This window comes from Plantactinospora sp. WMMB334 (genome assembly GCF_049179095.1).
Lineage (GTDB): Bacteria > Actinomycetota > Actinomycetes > Mycobacteriales > Micromonosporaceae > Plantactinospora.
Genome location: NZ_JBMHME010000002.1, coordinates 2,787,537 through 2,803,804 on the forward strand (window position 1 = coordinate 2,787,537; position 16,268 = coordinate 2,803,804).

General features: G+C 72.4%; 17 protein-coding genes and 1 riboswitch. Of the genes, 16 read left to right on the top strand and 1 reads right to left on the bottom strand.

Translation table 11 applies throughout. From position 1 onward, the window contains the following. Positions 1-47: 47 nt before the first annotated feature. The 14 genes from ACN27G_RS11890 (at position 48) to ACN27G_RS11955 (ending at position 11,149) form a co-directional block, all read left to right on the top strand. Entirely contained in the window at positions 48-1,160 is a 1,113-nt protein-coding gene (locus ACN27G_RS11890; RefSeq protein WP_421492856.1) for an N-acetylmuramoyl-L-alanine amidase, read from the top strand. Between the two features lie 84 nt (positions 1,161-1,244). Continuing rightward, the gene (locus ACN27G_RS11895) at positions 1,245-1,637 is read left to right on the top strand and encodes a DUF2267 domain-containing protein (RefSeq protein ID WP_421492857.1); all 393 of its coding nucleotides are present in this window, start codon (positions 1,245-1,247) and stop codon (positions 1,635-1,637) included. Positions 1,638-1,994: 357 nt separating this feature from the next. Next, a complete protein-coding gene (locus tag ACN27G_RS11900; protein ID WP_421492858.1) occupies positions 1,995-2,642 on the top strand; it encodes a CDP-alcohol phosphatidyltransferase family protein in 648 nt (215 codons plus the stop codon). Continuing rightward, entirely contained in the window at positions 2,639-3,544 is a 906-nt protein-coding gene (locus ACN27G_RS11905; protein WP_421492859.1) for a DUF881 domain-containing protein, read from the top strand. Before ACN27G_RS11900 ends, ACN27G_RS11905 begins: the two co-directional genes overlap by 4 nt. Further along, positions 3,541-3,873, top strand: coding sequence for a small basic family protein (locus ACN27G_RS11910; RefSeq protein WP_421492860.1), 333 nt, complete (start codon positions 3,541-3,543; stop codon positions 3,871-3,873). Before ACN27G_RS11905 ends, ACN27G_RS11910 begins: the two co-directional genes overlap by 4 nt. Positions 3,874-3,883: 10 nt before the next feature. Further along, on the top strand, positions 3,884-4,915 hold the full coding sequence (locus ACN27G_RS11915) for a DUF881 domain-containing protein (RefSeq protein WP_421492861.1): 1,032 nt from the start codon (positions 3,884-3,886) through the stop codon (positions 4,913-4,915). Between the two features lie 70 nt (positions 4,916-4,985). Beyond that, complete coding sequence (gcvH, locus tag ACN27G_RS11920) at positions 4,986-5,366, top strand: glycine cleavage system protein GcvH (RefSeq protein ID WP_421492862.1); 381 nt, start codon at positions 4,986-4,988, stop codon at positions 5,364-5,366. A gap of 214 nt (positions 5,367-5,580) precedes the next feature. Beyond that, positions 5,581-6,033 (top strand): oxoglutarate dehydrogenase inhibitor Odhl, encoded by a 453-nt coding sequence (odhI, locus tag ACN27G_RS11925; protein WP_421492863.1) that lies wholly within the window; start codon positions 5,581-5,583, stop codon positions 6,031-6,033. Then, on the top strand, positions 6,030-6,800 hold the full coding sequence (locus ACN27G_RS11930) for a MerR family transcriptional regulator (RefSeq protein WP_421492864.1): 771 nt from the start codon (positions 6,030-6,032) through the stop codon (positions 6,798-6,800). Before odhI ends, ACN27G_RS11930 begins: the two co-directional genes overlap by 4 nt. A 312-nt stretch (positions 6,801-7,112) precedes the next feature. Further along, positions 7,113-7,577, top strand: a complete 465-nt coding sequence (locus tag ACN27G_RS11935) for a bifunctional nuclease family protein (protein ID WP_421492865.1) — start codon at positions 7,113-7,115, stop codon at positions 7,575-7,577. Between the two features lie 174 nt (positions 7,578-7,751). Continuing rightward, positions 7,752-8,348, top strand: coding sequence for a MerR family transcriptional regulator (locus ACN27G_RS11940; RefSeq protein ID WP_421492866.1), 597 nt, complete (start codon positions 7,752-7,754; stop codon positions 8,346-8,348). Positions 8,349-8,802: 454 nt separating this feature from the next. Beyond that, positions 8,803-9,252: a group I truncated hemoglobin gene (locus ACN27G_RS11945; RefSeq protein ID WP_421492867.1), complete on the top strand. Its 450-nt coding sequence runs from the start codon at positions 8,803-8,805 to the stop codon at positions 9,250-9,252. A gap of 2 nt (positions 9,253-9,254) precedes the next feature. Further along, the gene (locus ACN27G_RS11950) at positions 9,255-10,433 is read left to right on the top strand and encodes a globin domain-containing protein (protein ID WP_421492868.1); all 1,179 of its coding nucleotides are present in this window, start codon (positions 9,255-9,257) and stop codon (positions 10,431-10,433) included. Further along, positions 10,430-11,149 (top strand): DivIVA domain-containing protein, encoded by a 720-nt coding sequence (locus ACN27G_RS11955; RefSeq protein WP_421492869.1) that lies wholly within the window; start codon positions 10,430-10,432, stop codon positions 11,147-11,149. Before ACN27G_RS11950 ends, ACN27G_RS11955 begins: the two co-directional genes overlap by 4 nt. Positions 11,150-11,228: 79 nt before the next feature. Here ACN27G_RS11955 and mgrA read toward each other — a convergent pair whose 3' ends face one another. Beyond that, the gene (mgrA, locus tag ACN27G_RS11960) at positions 11,229-12,224 is read right to left on the bottom strand and encodes an L-glyceraldehyde 3-phosphate reductase (protein ID WP_421492870.1); all 996 of its coding nucleotides are present in this window, start codon (positions 12,222-12,224) and stop codon (positions 11,229-11,231) included. 250 nt (positions 12,225-12,474) lie between these two features. Here mgrA and ACN27G_RS11965 point away from each other — a divergent pair, with 250 nt between their 5' ends. Next, a complete protein-coding gene (locus ACN27G_RS11965; RefSeq protein ID WP_421492871.1) occupies positions 12,475-13,125 on the top strand; it encodes a carbonic anhydrase in 651 nt (216 codons plus the stop codon). A 64-nt stretch (positions 13,126-13,189) separates the two neighbouring features. Then, positions 13,190-13,287: riboswitch (glycine riboswitch) on the top strand. An 80-nt stretch (positions 13,288-13,367) separates the two neighbouring features. Next, on the top strand, positions 13,368-16,229 hold the full coding sequence (gcvP, locus tag ACN27G_RS11970) for an aminomethyl-transferring glycine dehydrogenase (RefSeq protein WP_421492872.1): 2,862 nt from the start codon (positions 13,368-13,370) through the stop codon (positions 16,227-16,229). Positions 16,230-16,268 lie beyond the last annotated feature (39 nt).

Sequence of the window (16,268 nt, forward strand, 5' to 3'; positions counted from 1 at the left end):
GCCGTCATCAAAGAAACCTTCAACCCCCGCTTCCCTGGAGGTCCACCGTGACCGGCACCCCCCTCTCCCGCCGCGACGTGGTACGCGGCGCGGTCTTCCTCGGCGTCGGCGCCGCGACCGGCGGCCTGTCGATCGCCGGCTCACCGCCGGCCCTGGCCGCGCCGGACGACGCCGCGTTCGCCGTGCCCGTCCCCACCATCGCCAGCTGCGCCACCTGGGGAGCGCGATCCCCGGGCTCGCTCAGCGTGATCTCCTCCTCGCCCGACAAGATCGTGATCCACCACACCGCCGGTGCGAACAGCACGAACTACACCCAGGCGCACGCCTTCGCGATGGCCCGCAGCATCCAGAACTTCCACATGGACGGAAACGGCTGGTCCGACTCGGGCCAGCACTTCACCATCAGCCGGGGCGGCTACGTCATGGAGGGCCGGCACAACAGCCTGTCCCGGCTGCGCGCCGGCAGCGGCATGGTGGTCGGCGCGCACTGTCCCGGCCAGAACGACAAGGGCATCGGGATCGAGAACGAGGGCACCTACACCAGTGCCACCCCGCCGGCCGCGCTCTGGGACAGCCTGGTGCAGTTCTGCGCGTACGTCTGCGACCAGTACGGCATCGCCGCCTCCCGGATCTACGGGCACCGGGACTACGTCGCCACCGCCTGCCCGGGCAACGTGCTCTACGGCATGCTTCCGCAACTGCGCGCCGACGTGGCCGACGCGCTCACCGGTGGCGGCACCCCGCCACCGGCCTTCAGCGCCGTCGTCGACAACACCACCAGCGGTCGCTTCACCGCCAGCGCCAACTGGCTCACCTCGTCGTACGCGACGGAGCGGTACGGCGCCGACTACCGGTACGCCAACCCGGCCGCGATCAGCGACGTGGCCTACTACAAGGTGGCCATCCCGGCGGAGGGGAGTTACCGGATAGACGCCTGGTATCCGGGCATCGCCGGCTACAACACCGCCACCCCGTACATCGTGGTGGCCAAGGGCGGCAACCAGACCGTGGTGGTGGACCAGAGCAGCGGCGGGGGCGCGTGGCGCTCGCTGGGCACCTTCACGCTGACCGCCGGCGACAAGAACGTCGTCGGGGTGAGCCGGTGGAGTGGGGCCAGCGGATACGTGATCGCCGACGCGATCCGGGTCACCCGGGTCTGACCGGACCGCCGTTACCCGCGGGCACGCATCATCGCGGTGCCGGCGGGTAACGGCGGTCCGGAGTCTGTCGCGGGGGGTGGGGGAGTGCGGTACGACGAGTTCGTCGCCAGGGTGCGGGAGCGCGGCGAGTACGCCGATCCGGCGGAGGCGGAGCGGGTGACCCACCTGGTGCTCGGCATCCTGGCGCAGCGGCTGCATCCGGACGAGGCCGAGGACCTCGCCGCCCAGTTGCCGGGCCCGCTGGCCGCGACGCTGATCTCGGCCGGGCAGGGCGTCGCGGGCTCCTTCGGGGCACGGGAGTTCCTCGGTCGGGTCGCCACCGGGGCGGGGGCGACGGCGCGTACCGCCGAGTGGGACGCCAGCGCGGTGCTCTGCACCGTGGCCGAGGCGGTCTCCGGCGGTGAGCTCAACGACGTGCTGACCCAGTTGCCCTCCGGCTACGCCACACTGTTCGGCCGGGCCGGCCTGAGCGGCTGAGCCGCGCGGGGCACCACATCGACGCCTGCCGTTGAGCGGCACCACTCTCGGACCGGGCACCATCTTCGGACTAGCGTCCTAGGACGCAGTACGCGGAGTGGCCATCGCCACACATGCGCGAGAAGATCCCACCGACGCGCGCCACGACGAGCCACACGAAAAGCGAGCCCGATATAGTGGCACGGCAATTGAGCAGCCACGGGGGGCCAAACGCCGGGACCGGGGCTGGGGCAGTCGCCGGCTGCCGTCCGGAACGCCAACCGTCTCCGGGGGAGGAGCCGGCCCGAGCGCGCATCGGTTCCTGGACCGTCCCGCGCCGTCGTGCGGGCGCCGGGCCGTGGCGCGGAGGGAGGTTCGGTGTCGCGTCGGCCGGCGCGGGCGAGTGATGCCCAGCCAACCGGTGACGCCGCCGCCGAGCCCGTCGGCTCGCCGGGGCGGATCCTCACCGTCCCGAACCTGATCAGTTTCGTCCGGCTGCTCGGTGTGCCGCTGTTCCTCTATCTCCTCCTGGTCGCCGAGCAGGAGGTCACGGCGGTGGTCGTCCTGGCCGTGGGGAGCCTGAGTGACTGGGTGGACGGTTTCGTGGCCCGCCGGTTGGGTCAGGTCAGTCGGTTGGGCGAGCTGCTCGACCCGGTCGCGGACCGGCTCTACATCCTGGCCACGCTGGTCGCGCTGACCGTACGTGACGTGGTGCCGTGGCAGTTCACCGTCGCGTTGCTGGCCAGGGATGTCCTGATGACCGCGAACCTCGCGGTGCTGCGGCGCTACGGGTACCGTCCGCCGCCGGTGCACTATCTGGGCAAGACGGCGACGTTCGTGCTGCTGGCCGCGTTTCCGGTGCTGTTGCTGGCGGCCGCGGTGCCCGGGGCGGCGGCCGTGGCCGGGGCGGTCGGCTGGGGGCTGGCCCTGTGGGGCCTGGGACTCTACTGGCTGGCCGGCGGGCTCTACCTGATCCAGACGGCTCGGCTGGTCCGGGCCCGGTTCGCACGGGCGGAGGTGGGATGACCGAGCAGGGCAGGCGGACGTACACGCCGGATTTCCTCACCGAACTGTTCCGGAATCCGCTCGACGCCGGATATGTCGACGCTGCGGCGCGCCGGGCGGACAGCAGTCCGGCGACCGGCTGGCGGCGTTCGGTGCCGCGGGCGGTGAGCCTGTTGACCCTGGTCGTGCTCGGCCTGCTGCTGTCGGTGGCCTATCGCCAGACGATGGCGGCGGAGCCGAGTCGCAGCAATGCGCGGGCCGGCCTGGTGGAGCAGATCAAGCAGCGGGAGGCGGAGAACGCGGCGCTGACCGCCCGGGCGGACGGGTTGCGCGCGGAGGTGGCCCGGCAGCGCGACGCCGCGCTCTCCGGGAGCGCCGCGGCGAATCTGCGGAACCTGGAGGCGGCCACCGGGTTGGGTCGGGTACGCGGTGACGGGCTGGTGGTGCGGATCGCCGACGCGCCGGTCACGTCGGACGCGGTCACGGGTGCCGGTGGGACGAACCTGGGGCGGGTGCTCGACCGGGATCTGCAGGACATCGCGAACGCGCTGTGGAGTGCCGGGGCGGAGGCGATCGCCATCAACGGGCAGCGGTTGACCGCCATGTCGACGATCCGGGCGGCGGGTGGGGCGATCCTGGTCGACTTCAAGCCGGTGATCGGCCCGTACGAGGTCTCCGCGATCGGTCCGGGCCAGTTGGAGCGGCGGTTCCGGGACAGCGCGGCGGCCCGGTTGATGGGGAGCGTCTCCGAGGAGTACGGAACGTCGTTCGAGTTCCGTGGTGTCGACGACCTGACCCTGCCGGCCGCGACCGAGCCGCGGCTGCGCTATGCCACCCCCTCGCCCAGGCCCACCGCTCCGGCGTCGTCCGGGTCGTCGGCCGGTACCGGGGGATCCCCGAGTCCGCATGGAGGCGGCCGATGATCGCTGTGCTCGCGTTGCTCGCCGGGGTGCTGCTCGGCGTCTGGTTGGATCCGACGGTTCCGTCGGCGCTCCTGCCGTATCTGCCGATCGCCGTGGTGGCGGCGCTGGATGCGGTGTTCGGCGGGGTGCGGGCGAAGCTGGACGGCATCTTCGACGACAAGCAGTTCGTGATCTCGTTCATCTCGAACGTGCTGGTCGCCGGGATCATCGTCTATCTCGGTGACCAACTCGGCGTCGGTGGGCAGTTGTCCACCGGTGTGGTGGTGGTGCTCGGCGTGCGGATCTTCGGCAATGTGGCGGCTATTCGCCGGCACCTGTTCCGGGCGTAGGTTCGTAGCGATGGCGGACGCGGACGAGGAGAAGGCGCGGGGTGGGGCGGCCGGTGGCGCGCCGGTGGAGCCTGACCCGGTGGCGGGTGCTGCGACGGAGGGTGCGGACCGCGCCGGTGCCGGTGCGGCGGGTCCGGATGGGCCCGGCGGGGCGGAGGCACCGCCCGTGGAGCCGCCGCCGGTGACGGACGGGCCCGCGGTGCCGCTGACGGCCGACGACGGGCCGGAGGCGGTGGACGAGGGGCCGACCGTACGGCTGCCGGCCGGTGGGGCGGCGGTGGACGACCCGGCGGTGGACGGGGCGGCGGTGCCGGACGGCCGGCGGGTGTCGCCGTTCCGGCGGGCGCTGTCCCGGGTGACGGCGGCGAACGCGATGATCGCGGTGCTGTTGGCGCTGCTCGGCTTCACGCTTGTGGTGCAGGTGCGGACGAATTCCACGGACGCGTCGCTGGCGTCGGCGCGGCAGGAGGATCTGGTGCGGATCCTGTCGGACCTGGAGGCGCAGGAGGAGCGGGTCCGGCAGGACATCGCGGTGCTGGAGGAGAGTCAGCGGCAGTTGAACTCCGGTGCGGAGGGGCGGCAGGCGGCCCTGGAGGAGGCGGCCCGCCGGGCCGACGAGTTGGGGATCCTGGCGGGGACGTTGCCGGCCCGGGGGCCGGGGTTGGCGGTGACGTTCTCGGGTGCGACCAAGCCGGTGGCGGCGTCGCGGGTGCTGGACGCGGTGCAGGAGCTGCGCGGCGCGGGTGCGGAGGCGATGCAGATTTCCGGTGGCGACGGTGCGACGGTGCGGATCATCGCGTCGACGTACTTCCTCGACGCGGACGGCGGCATCTCGGTCGGTGGACGGCGGCTCACCGGGCCGTACCGGATCTCGGTGATCGGTGATCCGAAGACCATGCAAACCGCGCTGAACATCCCGGGCGGGGTGGTGGCATCGGTCAGTGGGGACGGCGGTAACGTGGCGATCGAGGAGCGGGAGGTGGTCGACGTGACGGCCCTCAGCCCGCCGAAGGAGCTGCAACATGCGCGTCCGGTCTCGTGACCGGGGGTGCGGTCGGGGTGGCGATCGGGCGTCCCGGCTTTGGCTGGTGTGACGGAGAAGGACGCGTCTGGTGATTCCTGAGGACCTGCGGTATACCGCCGAGCACGAGTGGGTGGCTGGCGACGGCAGCGGACCGGTGCGGGTGGGCATCACCCACTTCGCCCAGGACGCGCTTGGTGACATCGTGTATGTGCAGCTTCCCGACGAGGGTGCGACGGTGCGGGCCGGCGAGTCGTTCGGCGAGGTCGAGTCGACCAAGAGTGTCTCGGAGATCTACGCGCCGCTGTCCGGCACGGTGGTGGCGCGCAACGAGCAGCTCGTGGACACTCCCGAGGTGATCAACAACGACCCGTACGGTGCGGGGTGGCTGGTGGAGATCACGCCCGGTGACGCGTCGGCGGTGGCGGGCCTGCTCTCCGCGGACGCGTATCGGGAGCTGACCGAGAGCTGATTGTGGTGACGTCGGCGCGTGGTTGTGTCCGCGCGTCTGGTTGCCCTGTATTTCGGCGCTGGCTAGGCTCGCCCAGTCGACCGAGAACCAATAGTTGCGCGTTGCGGAAATGCCTTCCCGGGCACGGGGGAGCCAGCCGCTGGGCCTTGTGGGTGCCCGGCGGCCAGACCCGTAACACCCGACGCCGACCGAACAGATCCGTGAGGTGGTCCCAATGACGCGCCCAGACGACGAGTTTCCCCCGCTCGACGTCACTTCGACGCTGAACCTCGGTTCTCTCGACGAGATGTTGGAGGGGCCCGAGACCGATGTCGTGCCGAGCCGGATGTCAGGTTCGCTGCCTCCGGGGATGGCGTTGCTGGTGGTTCGGCGTGGTCCGAACGCCGGTGCCCGGTTCCTGTTGGATCACGACGTGACGACGAGCGGTCGGCATCCCGACAGTGACATTTTCCTCGACGACGTGACGGTCTCCCGTCGGCACGCCGAGTTCCACCGGGACAGTGGCACGTTCACGGTGCGGGACGTGGGAAGCCTGAACGGGACGTACGTGAACCGGGAGCGGGTCGAGGCGGCGACGCTGAGCAACGGTGACGAGGTCCAGGTCGGCAAGTTCCGGCTGGTCTTCATCGCCGGTCCGCGTGCGGAGGAGGGGGCCGGCCGGGGGTGAGTGAGCGTGCGGCGGCGGCTGTTCCCGGCCCGGGGGCGGTCGCTCGGGGCCAGCCACTGATGAGTATCGGTGAGGTGCTGGCGCAGCTACGGGTGGAGTTTCCCGACACGACAATTTCCAAGCTGCGCTTTCTTGAGTCCGAGGGTCTGGTCGAGCCGCAACGCACGCCGGCGGGTTACCGCAAGTACAGCTGGGACGATGTGGCGCGGTTGCGGTTCGTGTTGACCGCGCAGCGGGACCAGTATCTGCCGTTGCGGGTGATCCGGGAGCAGCTCGCGGCCGCGGACCGGGACGGGCTGACGGGGCTGGAGCGGTCGCGGCCGTCGCTGGTGGCGGTGGGGCCGGACGGCGCGGTGCCGGGGCGGGACGGTGCCGGCCCGGTGGGCGAGTCGTCGGATCTGCGGCTGGGGCGGGCGGAGCTGCTGTCCCGCAGCGGTCTCGGTGACTCGTTGTTGGCGGAGTTGGAGCGGATGGGGCTGGTGGTGCCCCAGCCGTCGGGCTGGTACGACGCGGACGCGCTGCTGGTCGCGGAGGCGGTGGCGGGGTTGGCGGCGTACGGGCTGGAGCCGCGGCATCTGCGTGGTTACCGGACGGCGGCGGATCGCGAGGTGGGGTTGTTCGCCCAGTTGCTGGCGCCGCTGGTGCGGCAGAGCGATCCGGCGGCCCGGGCGCGGGCGGCGGAGGCGGCGCGGGAGTTGGTGGGGCTGTCGCAGCGGCTGCACGCGGCGCTGGTCCGGGTGGGGCTGCGCGGGACGGTGGGGCGGTGACCGCCGTGTCGCCGGTGGTGCGGTGCGGGTTTCCGGTCCGGTGGGTGGCGGTTGGGGTTGGTGTGGTCGGGTGTGCCCGTCTGGCGGTGTGGCCTGGTGCACCGGTCCGGCGGGAAAGATCTGCGGCGCTGGGCGTGGCGTAGTCTTCCGGGGGTAACCCGTGCGGTGCGGGCGGGTGCGGGCGGCGCGCGTGGGGCGGTGGGATCCGGGCCCGTGTACCGTGCAGGGAAGGGGCATCCCGGCCCTGGCGGCGGGTAGCATCGGCCGCCGCAGGACGGTGGTGGGGACGACGACAACGACACGGAGGCGGCGGTGCGCGAGCTGAGCGTGGTCGGGGTTCGGGTGGAGCTACCCACCAACCAGCCGATCGTCCTGCTCAGAGAGGTCGAGGGCGACCGTTATCTGCCGATCTGGATCGGTGCGGTGGAGGCTACCGCGATCGCCTACGAGCAGCAGGGGGTGAAGCCGGCGCGGCCGCTCACCCACGACCTGCTCCGGGACGTCCTGGCCGCGTTGCAGGCCCCGCTGCGGGCGGTGGAGATCGTGGAGTTGAAGGAGAACGTCTTCTACGCCGATCTGCTGATCGGCGACGGTCTGCGGGTGTCGGCCCGGCCGTCGGATTCGATCGCGTTGGCGTTGCGGGTGGGTGCGCCGATCCGCTGTGCGGAGCAGGTCCTGACCGAGGCCGGGATCATCATTCCGGACGAGCAGGAGGACGAGGTGGAGAAGTTCCGGGAGTTCCTGGAGCAGGTCCGCCCGGAGGACTTCGCCGGCTGACCGCTACGGGTAACGATCGGCCCGGCCGCCGGGTAACCCTGCGGTGATCCCTGAGTGCGGCGTGTCGCGGCAGATGCTGCCGGGTAACCCTCCAGCCGGGCTATAGGGTTGGGCCTGTCGAGGGGTGCACGTCCCGGAAACGACGTGTCACCGCACGGGCGGGGAGGTTGTCCGATGCATGAGCCACGGGATCCTGATCCTGGTACGCCGCTTCCCCCCGTGGAGGAGGAGCAGCCTGGGGCGTCGGTGCAGGACGGTGCGGTCGGCTACCGGGGTGTGACGGCGTGCCACGCGGTCGGGATCAGCTACCGGCAGTTGGACTACTGGGCGCGTACCGGGCTGGTGGTGCCGAGCGTGCGGGACGCGTCGGGATCGGGAACGCAGCGGCTCTACTCGTTCCGTGACCTGGTGGTGCTGAAGGTGGTCAAGCGCCTGCTGGATGCGGGGGTTTCGCTGCAGAACATCCGGCGGGCGATCGAGACGCTGCGCTCCCGTGGGGTGGCGGATCTGGCCGGTATCACGCTGATCTCGGACGGGACGTCGGTCTACGAGTGCCGGTCGCCGGAGGAGGTCGTCGACCTGTTGCAGGGCGGGCAGGGCGTCTTCGGCATCGCCATCGGTGGGGCCTTCAAGGAGGTCCAGGGCTCGCTGTCGCATCTGCCGGCGGAGCCGGCCGGTGAGCCGTCGCCGGCCGGTGAGGCGGGGGAGGCGGTCGTGGTGGACGCGGGTGACGAGTTGGCGGCCCGCCGTGCCCGGCGGCGCGCGGGCTGAACCTCCGCTCGTCCGCGGGCCCGGATCGCTGCCGCCCGCCGTCACGATTCCTCATCCCGCCCGGGTGTGCGGGTCGTCGGGGTGGGTCGGGCCATTGTGGTCATCCGGAGTGTCCACATCGACCGGGCGGTGCCGGCGGGTCGGTTCGGTCCGGCGGAGCCGGGACGCGCTCCGGGGCTGAGGTGTCGCTCACGGTGACCGGGGTGGCCGGGACGGGTTCGGATGGGGATGATGGTCCGGTTCGGAATCGACGACCGCTGACATCGGCAATCGCTGAACCGGTCGGGTCGGTCCGGATGACACCGATTCGGGATGGATGACACGGTACGGCTGGGCGCGGTAGTGTCCCCACCCAGTGCCGCCCGTCGGCCGTCCGCCTGCCCACCGGGACGGCACCGTCGTTCCCACGCCCCAGAATGCCGCGCGAATCTCCCCTCGCGCCGGAAGGAAGACCGTGACGGATCCAGAAGACAGCGCCCTGTCGTCCTCCTCGGACGGTGTCGGCACCATCGGTGACGGTGCGTCGGCACCGCCCTCACACTACGAGCGGATCGGTGGTGCGGAGTCGGTCAAGGCGGCCGTGCGGCTGTTCTACGACCGGGTGCTCGCCGACCCCGAGCTGGCCGGCTACTTCACCGGGCTGAACATGGAGGAGCAGCGGCGGCACATGGTGCTGATGCTCACCGTGGTGCTCGGCGGGCCGAACAACTACGCCGGCCGTGGCCTGGCGGAGGCGCACCAGCCGCTGGAGATCCCGGCCGAGCACTACGTCCGGGTCGGTGCGCACCTGGTCGACACGCTGACCGGGCTCGGCGTGCCCGGCGACATCGTCGACGACGTGCGGGCGACGTTGGTCTCGGTGCGCGACCAGGTGGTGTCGAGCGGCACCTCGGCTGGCGTTTGACCGTGGACGTCGCTCGTCTCAAGCAGAGTTGGCACCTGGTCGCCGGGCACGGCGACCAGGTGCCGCTCTACTTCTACTCGACTCTCTTCCTCGCCCATCCCGAGGTCCGGCAGATGTTTCCGACGAACATGGCCGGCCAGCGGGATCGGCTGGTCACCGCGCTGGGCCACATCGTGTCCCATGTGGATCAGGCGGATCAGCTCGTCGGGTTCCTGCAGTCACTCGGCGCCGACCACCGCAAGTTCGCGGTCCGGGCGGAGCACTATCCGGCGGTCGGGGAGGCGCTGTTGGCGACCCTGGCGCACTTTCTCGGCGAGCACTGGACCGAGGAGCTGGCGCAGGACTGGACCGCGGCGTACGGGCTGGTCGCGAAGGTGATGGTCGACGGTGCGTCGGCGGCGGAGAACGTCAGCCCGCCGTGGTGGGTCGGCGAGGTCGTCGCGCACGAGCCGCGGACGTTCGACATCGCGGTGCTGACGCTGCGCCCGCAGTACCTGCTGCCGTTCGAGGCGGGCCAGTCGGTCGGGGTGTCGAGCCCGGCGACGCGGGCGTGGCGCTACTACTCGCCGGCGAACGCGGCCCGCACCGACGGCACGCTGGAGTTGCACGTGCGGGCGGCGCCGGGCGGTGCGGTGAGTTCCCGGCTGGTGTATGGCACGAGCGTCGGTGACCAGTTGCATCTGGCGGCTCCGGTGGGGGAGCGGTTGACGTTGCGCCGGGCCGGCGGCGGTGGCGATCTGCTGCTGTTGGCGGGCGGGACCGGCTGGGCGCCGTTGAAGGCGCTGGTGGAGCAGGTGGCGGCGTCCGGTGGGGGGCGGCGGGTCGACGTGTACGTCGGCGCCCGGTCCCGTACGGAGTTCTACGACGTCGAGGCGACCGAGAAGCTGGTGGCGTCGTATCCATGGCTGCGGGTGACGTACGTGGTCAACGGTGACCCGGCGCGGCCCGGAGAGTTCGTCCAGGTGGTGGATCGCGCCCTCGCCGACGGCGACTGGCGCAACCGGCACGTCTTCGTCTGCGGGTCCGACCCGATGGTGTCGGGCGCCGTCACCGGGTTGACGCAGGCGGGTTATCACGCCGGGCAGCTGCACTACGAGGCGTTGGGTGGGCAGTGGTATTCGCCCGGCCGGCGGACCGGTGAGGTGCAGGAGCAGAGGCCGGCAGACGGAGGTACGCAGTGAGCGCCAGCCCGATCAGCGAGTACGACCGCACCGCGGCGGTGTCCGGTCCGAGTCCGCGGGTCCGGATCACCGCGGACCGGGTCCGGCGGTGGGAGTTCGGTTCGTCGTCGTTCACCCGGCGTGGTTACGACGACCGGGACGTGGACCGGTTCCGGCACCAGGTCGCCGACGAGCTGGACCTGTTGGCGACCCAGCTGGCGGATCTGCGGGCGGAGAACGAGCGGCTGCACGACCATGTGGAGCTGCACCGGCACGGGGTGTTGCCGAGTGCCGGGGGCCGGCCGCAGTTGCCGGGGGCGAAGGAGGTGAACCTGCTGTCGGCGGCGCAGCGGGAGGCGGAGCAGATCATCGCCCAGGCGCACGACTACGCCCGCCGGGTCGCCGAGTACGCCCGGGTGCAGTACGAGAACTATCTGCGGGCGGCGGCCGAGGACGCCCGCAACGAGGCGGAGCGGGCGGTGCAGGACTACCGGGCGTCGGCCGGGTCGAGTTTCGACGACACGGTCGCGACCCGGGAGGCGTTGCGGATCTTCGGCGAGATGATGATCTCGCACATGCAGGCGGCGGCGCGGCATCTGGACGACGGCAGCGAGCATCTGGCCCGGACGATGGACCGGATCGCCCGGGAGGCGGGTGCGGGGGTCACCGCCGCGGCTGCGGGCGGCCCCGTCCGGCCGGCCCTGCCGCCGCATCCGGAGCATCAGCGCCACAGGTGAGCCGCTGGGCCGGCCCGTCGGTGTGACCGGCGGCTGATCACCATCCGGGGGGTGGTGGCCGGCCGCCGGCGGTCAACGGTCAGCGGCCGGCCAGGTGGCCGTCGATCTCGGCGAGTTCGGTGTCGGTGAGGACGAGGTTGTCCAGCGCGGCCACGTTCGCCTCCAGTTGGGCGACGCTGCTCGCGCCGATGATCAGGCTGGTCATCCGGGTGTCCCGCAGCGCCCAGGCGAGGGCGAGCTGGGCGAGGGACTGGCCGCGCCGTCCGGCGAGGGCGTGCAGCGCCCGTACGGTGGCCATGGTCGACCCGGTCAGGGCGCTCTCGTCGAGGAAGACGCTGGTGCGGACCCGGGAGTCGGCGGGGATGCCGTCGAGGTAGCGGTCGGTGAGCAGGCCCTGGGCGAGCGGGCTGTAGGCGATGCAGCCGGCGCCGACCTGTTCCAGGGTGTCGAGCAGCCCGTCCGGCTCGATCCAGCGGTTGAACATCGAGTACGACGGCTGGGAGATCAGCATCGGGGTGCCGAGCCGTTCCAGGATCGCCGCCGCCTGCCGGGTCTGCTCCGAGGTGTAGTTCGACAGCCCGACGTAGAGGGCCTTGCCGGCCCGGACGACCGCGTCCAGCGCCGCCATCGTCTCCTCCAGCGGGGTGTCCGGGTCGGGCCGGTGGTGGTAGAAGACGTCGACGTAGTCGAGGCCCAGCCGGCGCAGTGACTGGTCGAGGGAGGAGACCAGGTACTTCCGGGAGCCCCATTCGCCGTACGGGCCGGGCCACATGTAGTAGCCGGCCTTGGTGGAGATGACGAGCTCGTCGCGGTACGGGGCGAGGTCGGTGGCGAGGATCCGGCCGACGTTCGCCTCGGCGGAGCCGGGCGGCGGCCCGTAGTTGTTGGCCAGGTCGAAGTGGGTCACCCCGAGGTCGAACGCCCGCCGGCAGATGTCCCGCTGCGGCTGCCACGGCCGCCCGTCGCCGAAGTTCTGCCACAGGCCGAGCGAGATGGCGGGCAGCCGCAGGCCGCTGCGGCCGGCGCGCCGGTAGGTCATGGTGTCGTAGCGGTTCTCCGCGGCACGGTAGGTCACGTTGCCACCCTATTGATCGTGGCAGGGCCGTGTGGCACCGATCCGGCACGGTCCCGGCCGTAGCCCGCGCGGCAGGTCCGCGAGCGTGCGCGGTGCCCGCGGGCCACGTCCGGTGTTTCTTCGCTCACCCGCGGCCGGTCGGGCTGGGGATGGCGGCGGGTTTCGTGGTATCTGATCGGGTAGCGGGTCGCCGAAGGCGCCGACCGACCTCGCCCGCCACCGCACCGGTGGCGCCGTCGAAAGGGACGTCATGGCATACCTGGACCACCGGCCGGTGACCCCGGCCGAGGCGCTCGACGAGCTGCTCGCCGGCAACGAGCGGTTCGTCGCCGGCACCCGGATCCATCCGCACCAGGACGCCGAGCACCGGGCGGTGGTGGCCGCCGCGCAGCGGCCCTTCGCGGTGGTCTTCGGCTGTTCCGACTCCCGACTCGCCGCCGAGATCATCTTCGATCGAGGGCTCGGTGACCTGTTCGTGGTCCGCACCGCCGGGCACATCGTCGGCGCGGAGGTGACCGCCAGCATCGAGTACGGGGTGGTGGTGCTCGGCGCGCCGCTGGTCGTCGTCCTCGGCCACGACTCCTGCGGCGCGATCCAGGCGACCCGGGCGGTCCGGGACGGGGGCCGGCTGCCCGGCCGGGACCTGGGCGCGATCGTGCAGCGGGTCACCCCGAGCATCGAGGCGGCGGAGGCCCGCCGGATCAGCGGGGACGCCGAGGTCGCCGGGGTACATATCGGGCGTACGGTGGATCTGGTGACCCGGCCCGGGACGGCGCTCGCCGACGCGGTCACCGGCGGCCGCTGCGACGTCGTCGGCATGTTCTACCGACTCGCGGACGGCAAGGTCACCGTCACCGCGACCGCCACCACGGGCGGCGGAGATCACCGGCCGGGGGAGTGACCGGCCGGCCCACCGGCCGAAACGTGCGGGAAACCCGATCACTGGTACCGTTGCCAACGCCGACATCACCCGCGAGCGAGAGACCGCCCGGCACCCGCCGGTCGGCGCCGAAGGGGCAAATCCTCCCCGGAACCTCTCAGGCAAAAGGAGCTTGCGGGCAGGCGACTGTGGAGCGCCCGCGACGCCGCGGTGTGTGACAGAGGGGGAGGTTGCAGCGTCGACCTCGCCCGGGAGTTGTCCCCATGACCACAGCCCACCACCCCGCCCGTGACGTCGGGCGCTTCGCCGACCGGCACATCGGCCCGGACGCCGACGCCGAACGCCGGATGCTGGAGACCGTCGGCTACGCCTCGGTCGACGACCTGCTCGACGCGGCGATCCCGGAGGCGATCCGCTGGTCCGGCGGGCTCGACCTGCCGCCGGCCGGCACCGAGCCGGAGGTGATCGCCGAGCTGCGGGCGCTGGCCGCCCGGAACACCGTCGCCGTCTCCATGATCGGCCTCGGCTACTCCGGCACACACACCCCGGCGGTGATCCGCCGCAACGTGCTGGAGAACCCGGCCTGGTACACCGCCTACACCCCGTACCAGCCGGAGATCAGCCAGGGCCGCCTGGAGGCGCTGCTGAACTTCCAGACCATGGTCACCGACCTGACCGGGCTGGCCACCGCCAACGCCTCCCTGCTCGACGAGGGCACCGCCGCGGCCGAGGCGATGACCCTGGCCCGCCGCGCCGGGCGGAGCAGCAGCGGCGTGTACGTCGTCGACGCCGACACCCTGCCGCAGACCGTCGCCGTGCTCGCCACCCGGGCCGAGCCGCTCGGCATCGAGGTGCGGGTGCTCGACCTGGACGCCGAGCCGCTGCCGGCGGAGTTCTTCGGACTGCACCTGCAGTACCCGGGCGCCTCCGGCGCGGTCCGCGACCACGCCCCGCTGGTCGAGGCCGCGCACGCCGCCGGTGCCCTGGTCACCGTCGCCGCCGACCTGCTCGCGCTGACCCTGCTGCGCCCGCCCGGCGGAATCGGCGCCGACATCGCCGCCGGCACCACCCAGCGGTTCGGCGTACCGATGGGCTTCGGCGGCCCACACGCCGGCTACCTCGCCGTCCGGGCCGGCCTGGAGCGGATGCTGCCCGGCCGGCTCGTCGGGGTCTCCCGGGACGCGGCCGGCGACCCCGCCTACCGGCTGGCGCTGCAGACCCGGGAGCAGCACATCCGCCGGGAGAAGGCGACAAGCAACATCTGCACCGCCCAGGTGCTGCTCGCCGTGATGGCCGGCATGTACGCCGTCTACCACGGCCCGGCCGGGCTGCGGGCGATCGCCGAACGGACCGCCGGACACGCCGCCACCCTCGCCGCCGGGCTGCGCACCGTCGACGGGGTCGAGATCGTCCACGACGCGTTCTTCGACACCGTCCTCGCCCGGGTCCCCGGCCGGGCCGCCGAGCTGGTCGCCGAGGCGGAGCGGCGCGGCGTCAACCTGCGCCCCGTCGACGCCGACCAGGTCGGGATCGCCTGCGACGAGACCACCACCGAGGCGCACCTGCGCACCGTCTGGGACGCCGTCGCCGCCGTCACCGGCCGGCCGGTCACCGCGCCGACGACGCCGGCCGCACCGGCGCTGCCGGCGGCGCTGGACCGGACCGGCGACTACCTGACCCACCCGGTCTTCTCCGCGCACCACTCCGAGACGGCGATGCTGCGCTACCTGCGCCGGCTCGCCGACGCCGACTACGCCCTCGACCGGGGCATGATCCCGCTCGGGTCGTGCACGATGAAGCTGAACGCGACCACCGAGATGGAGCCGGTCAGCTGGCCGGAGTTCGCCGACGTGCACCCGTTCGCCCCGGCCGGCCAGACCGCCGGCTACCGCGACCTCGTCACCACCCTCGAAGGCTGGCTCGCCGAGGTCACCGGCTACGACGCCGTCAGCGTCCAGCCGAACGCCGGCTCGCAGGGCGAACTCGCCGGCCTGCTGGCGATCCGCGGCTACCACCGCGACCGGGGCGAGGCGCACCGCGACGTCTGCCTCATCCCGTCGTCGGCGCACGGCACCAACGCCGCCAGCGCGGTGATGGCCGGGATGCGGGTGGTGGTGGTCGGCTGCGACGCCGACGGCGACGTCGACCTCGCCGACCTCGACCGCAAGCTCGACACCCACCGGGACACCCTCGCCGCGATCATGGTCACCTACCCGTCCACGCACGGGGTGTACGAGGGCGGCATCGCCGCGCTCTGCGCCAAGGTGCACGACGCCGGCGGCCAGGTCTACGTCGACGGCGCCAACCTCAACGCGCTGCTCGGCTACGCCAAGCCGGGCCGGTTCGGCGCCGACGTGTCACACCTGAACCTGCACAAGACGTTCTGCATCCCGCACGGCGGCGGCGGGCCCGGGGTCGGGCCGGTCGCGGTCCGGGCACACCTGGCGGCGTACCTGCCCGGCGACCCGCTGGCGGCCGGGGGGCGGCCGGCGATCTCCGCCGCCCGGTACGGCTCGGCCGGGATCCTGCCGATCCCGTGGGCGTACCTGCGGCTGATGGGGCCGGACGGGCTGCGCCGGGCGACCGGGACGGCGGTGCTGGCCGCCAACTACGTCGCCGCCCGGCTGCGCGGCCACTACCCGGTGCTCTACGCCGGCAACAAGGGCCTGGTCGCCCACGAGTGCATCCTCGACCTGCGGCCGCTGACCAAGGCGACCGGGGTCAGCGTCGACGACGTGGCGAAGCGGCTGGTCGACTACGGGTTCCACGCCCCGACGATGTCGTTCCCGGTCGCCGGCACCCTGATGGTGGAGCCGACCGAGAGCGAGGACCTCGCCGAACTCGACCGGTTCTGCGCGGCGATGATCGCGATCCGGGCCGAGATCGACCGGGTCGGGTCCGGGGAGTGGCCGAAGGAGGACAACCCGCTGGCGAACGCCCCGCACACCGCGACGATGGTCAGCGGGGACGAGTGGAGCCACCCCTACCCGAGGTCGGTGGCGGCGTACCCGGCCGGGGTGGACCGGCGGGCGAAGTACTGGCCGCCGGTGCGCCGCATCGACGGCGCGTACGGGGACCGGAACCTGGTCTGCGCCTGCCCGCCCCCGGAGTCGTACGAGAACTGAGTGATCGTGCGGATCCGGTCCGGCGACGACGACGGACCG

Coding starts and splice junctions, on each gene's coding strand:
- odhI (WP_421492863.1), top strand. CDS start 5,581: ATGACGCGCCCAGACGACGAGTTTCCCCCGCTCGACGTCACTTCGACG.
- ACN27G_RS11910 (WP_421492860.1), top strand. CDS start 3,541: ATGATCGCTGTGCTCGCGTTGCTCGCCGGGGTGCTGCTCGGCGTCTGG.
- gcvP (WP_421492872.1), top strand. CDS start 13,368: ATGACCACAGCCCACCACCCCGCCCGTGACGTCGGGCGCTTCGCCGAC.
- ACN27G_RS11940 (WP_421492866.1), top strand. CDS start 7,752: ATGCATGAGCCACGGGATCCTGATCCTGGTACGCCGCTTCCCCCCGTG.
- ACN27G_RS11905 (WP_421492859.1), top strand. CDS start 2,639: ATGACCGAGCAGGGCAGGCGGACGTACACGCCGGATTTCCTCACCGAA.
- ACN27G_RS11915 (WP_421492861.1), top strand. CDS start 3,884: ATGGCGGACGCGGACGAGGAGAAGGCGCGGGGTGGGGCGGCCGGTGGC.
- ACN27G_RS11965 (WP_421492871.1), top strand. CDS start 12,475: ATGGCATACCTGGACCACCGGCCGGTGACCCCGGCCGAGGCGCTCGAC.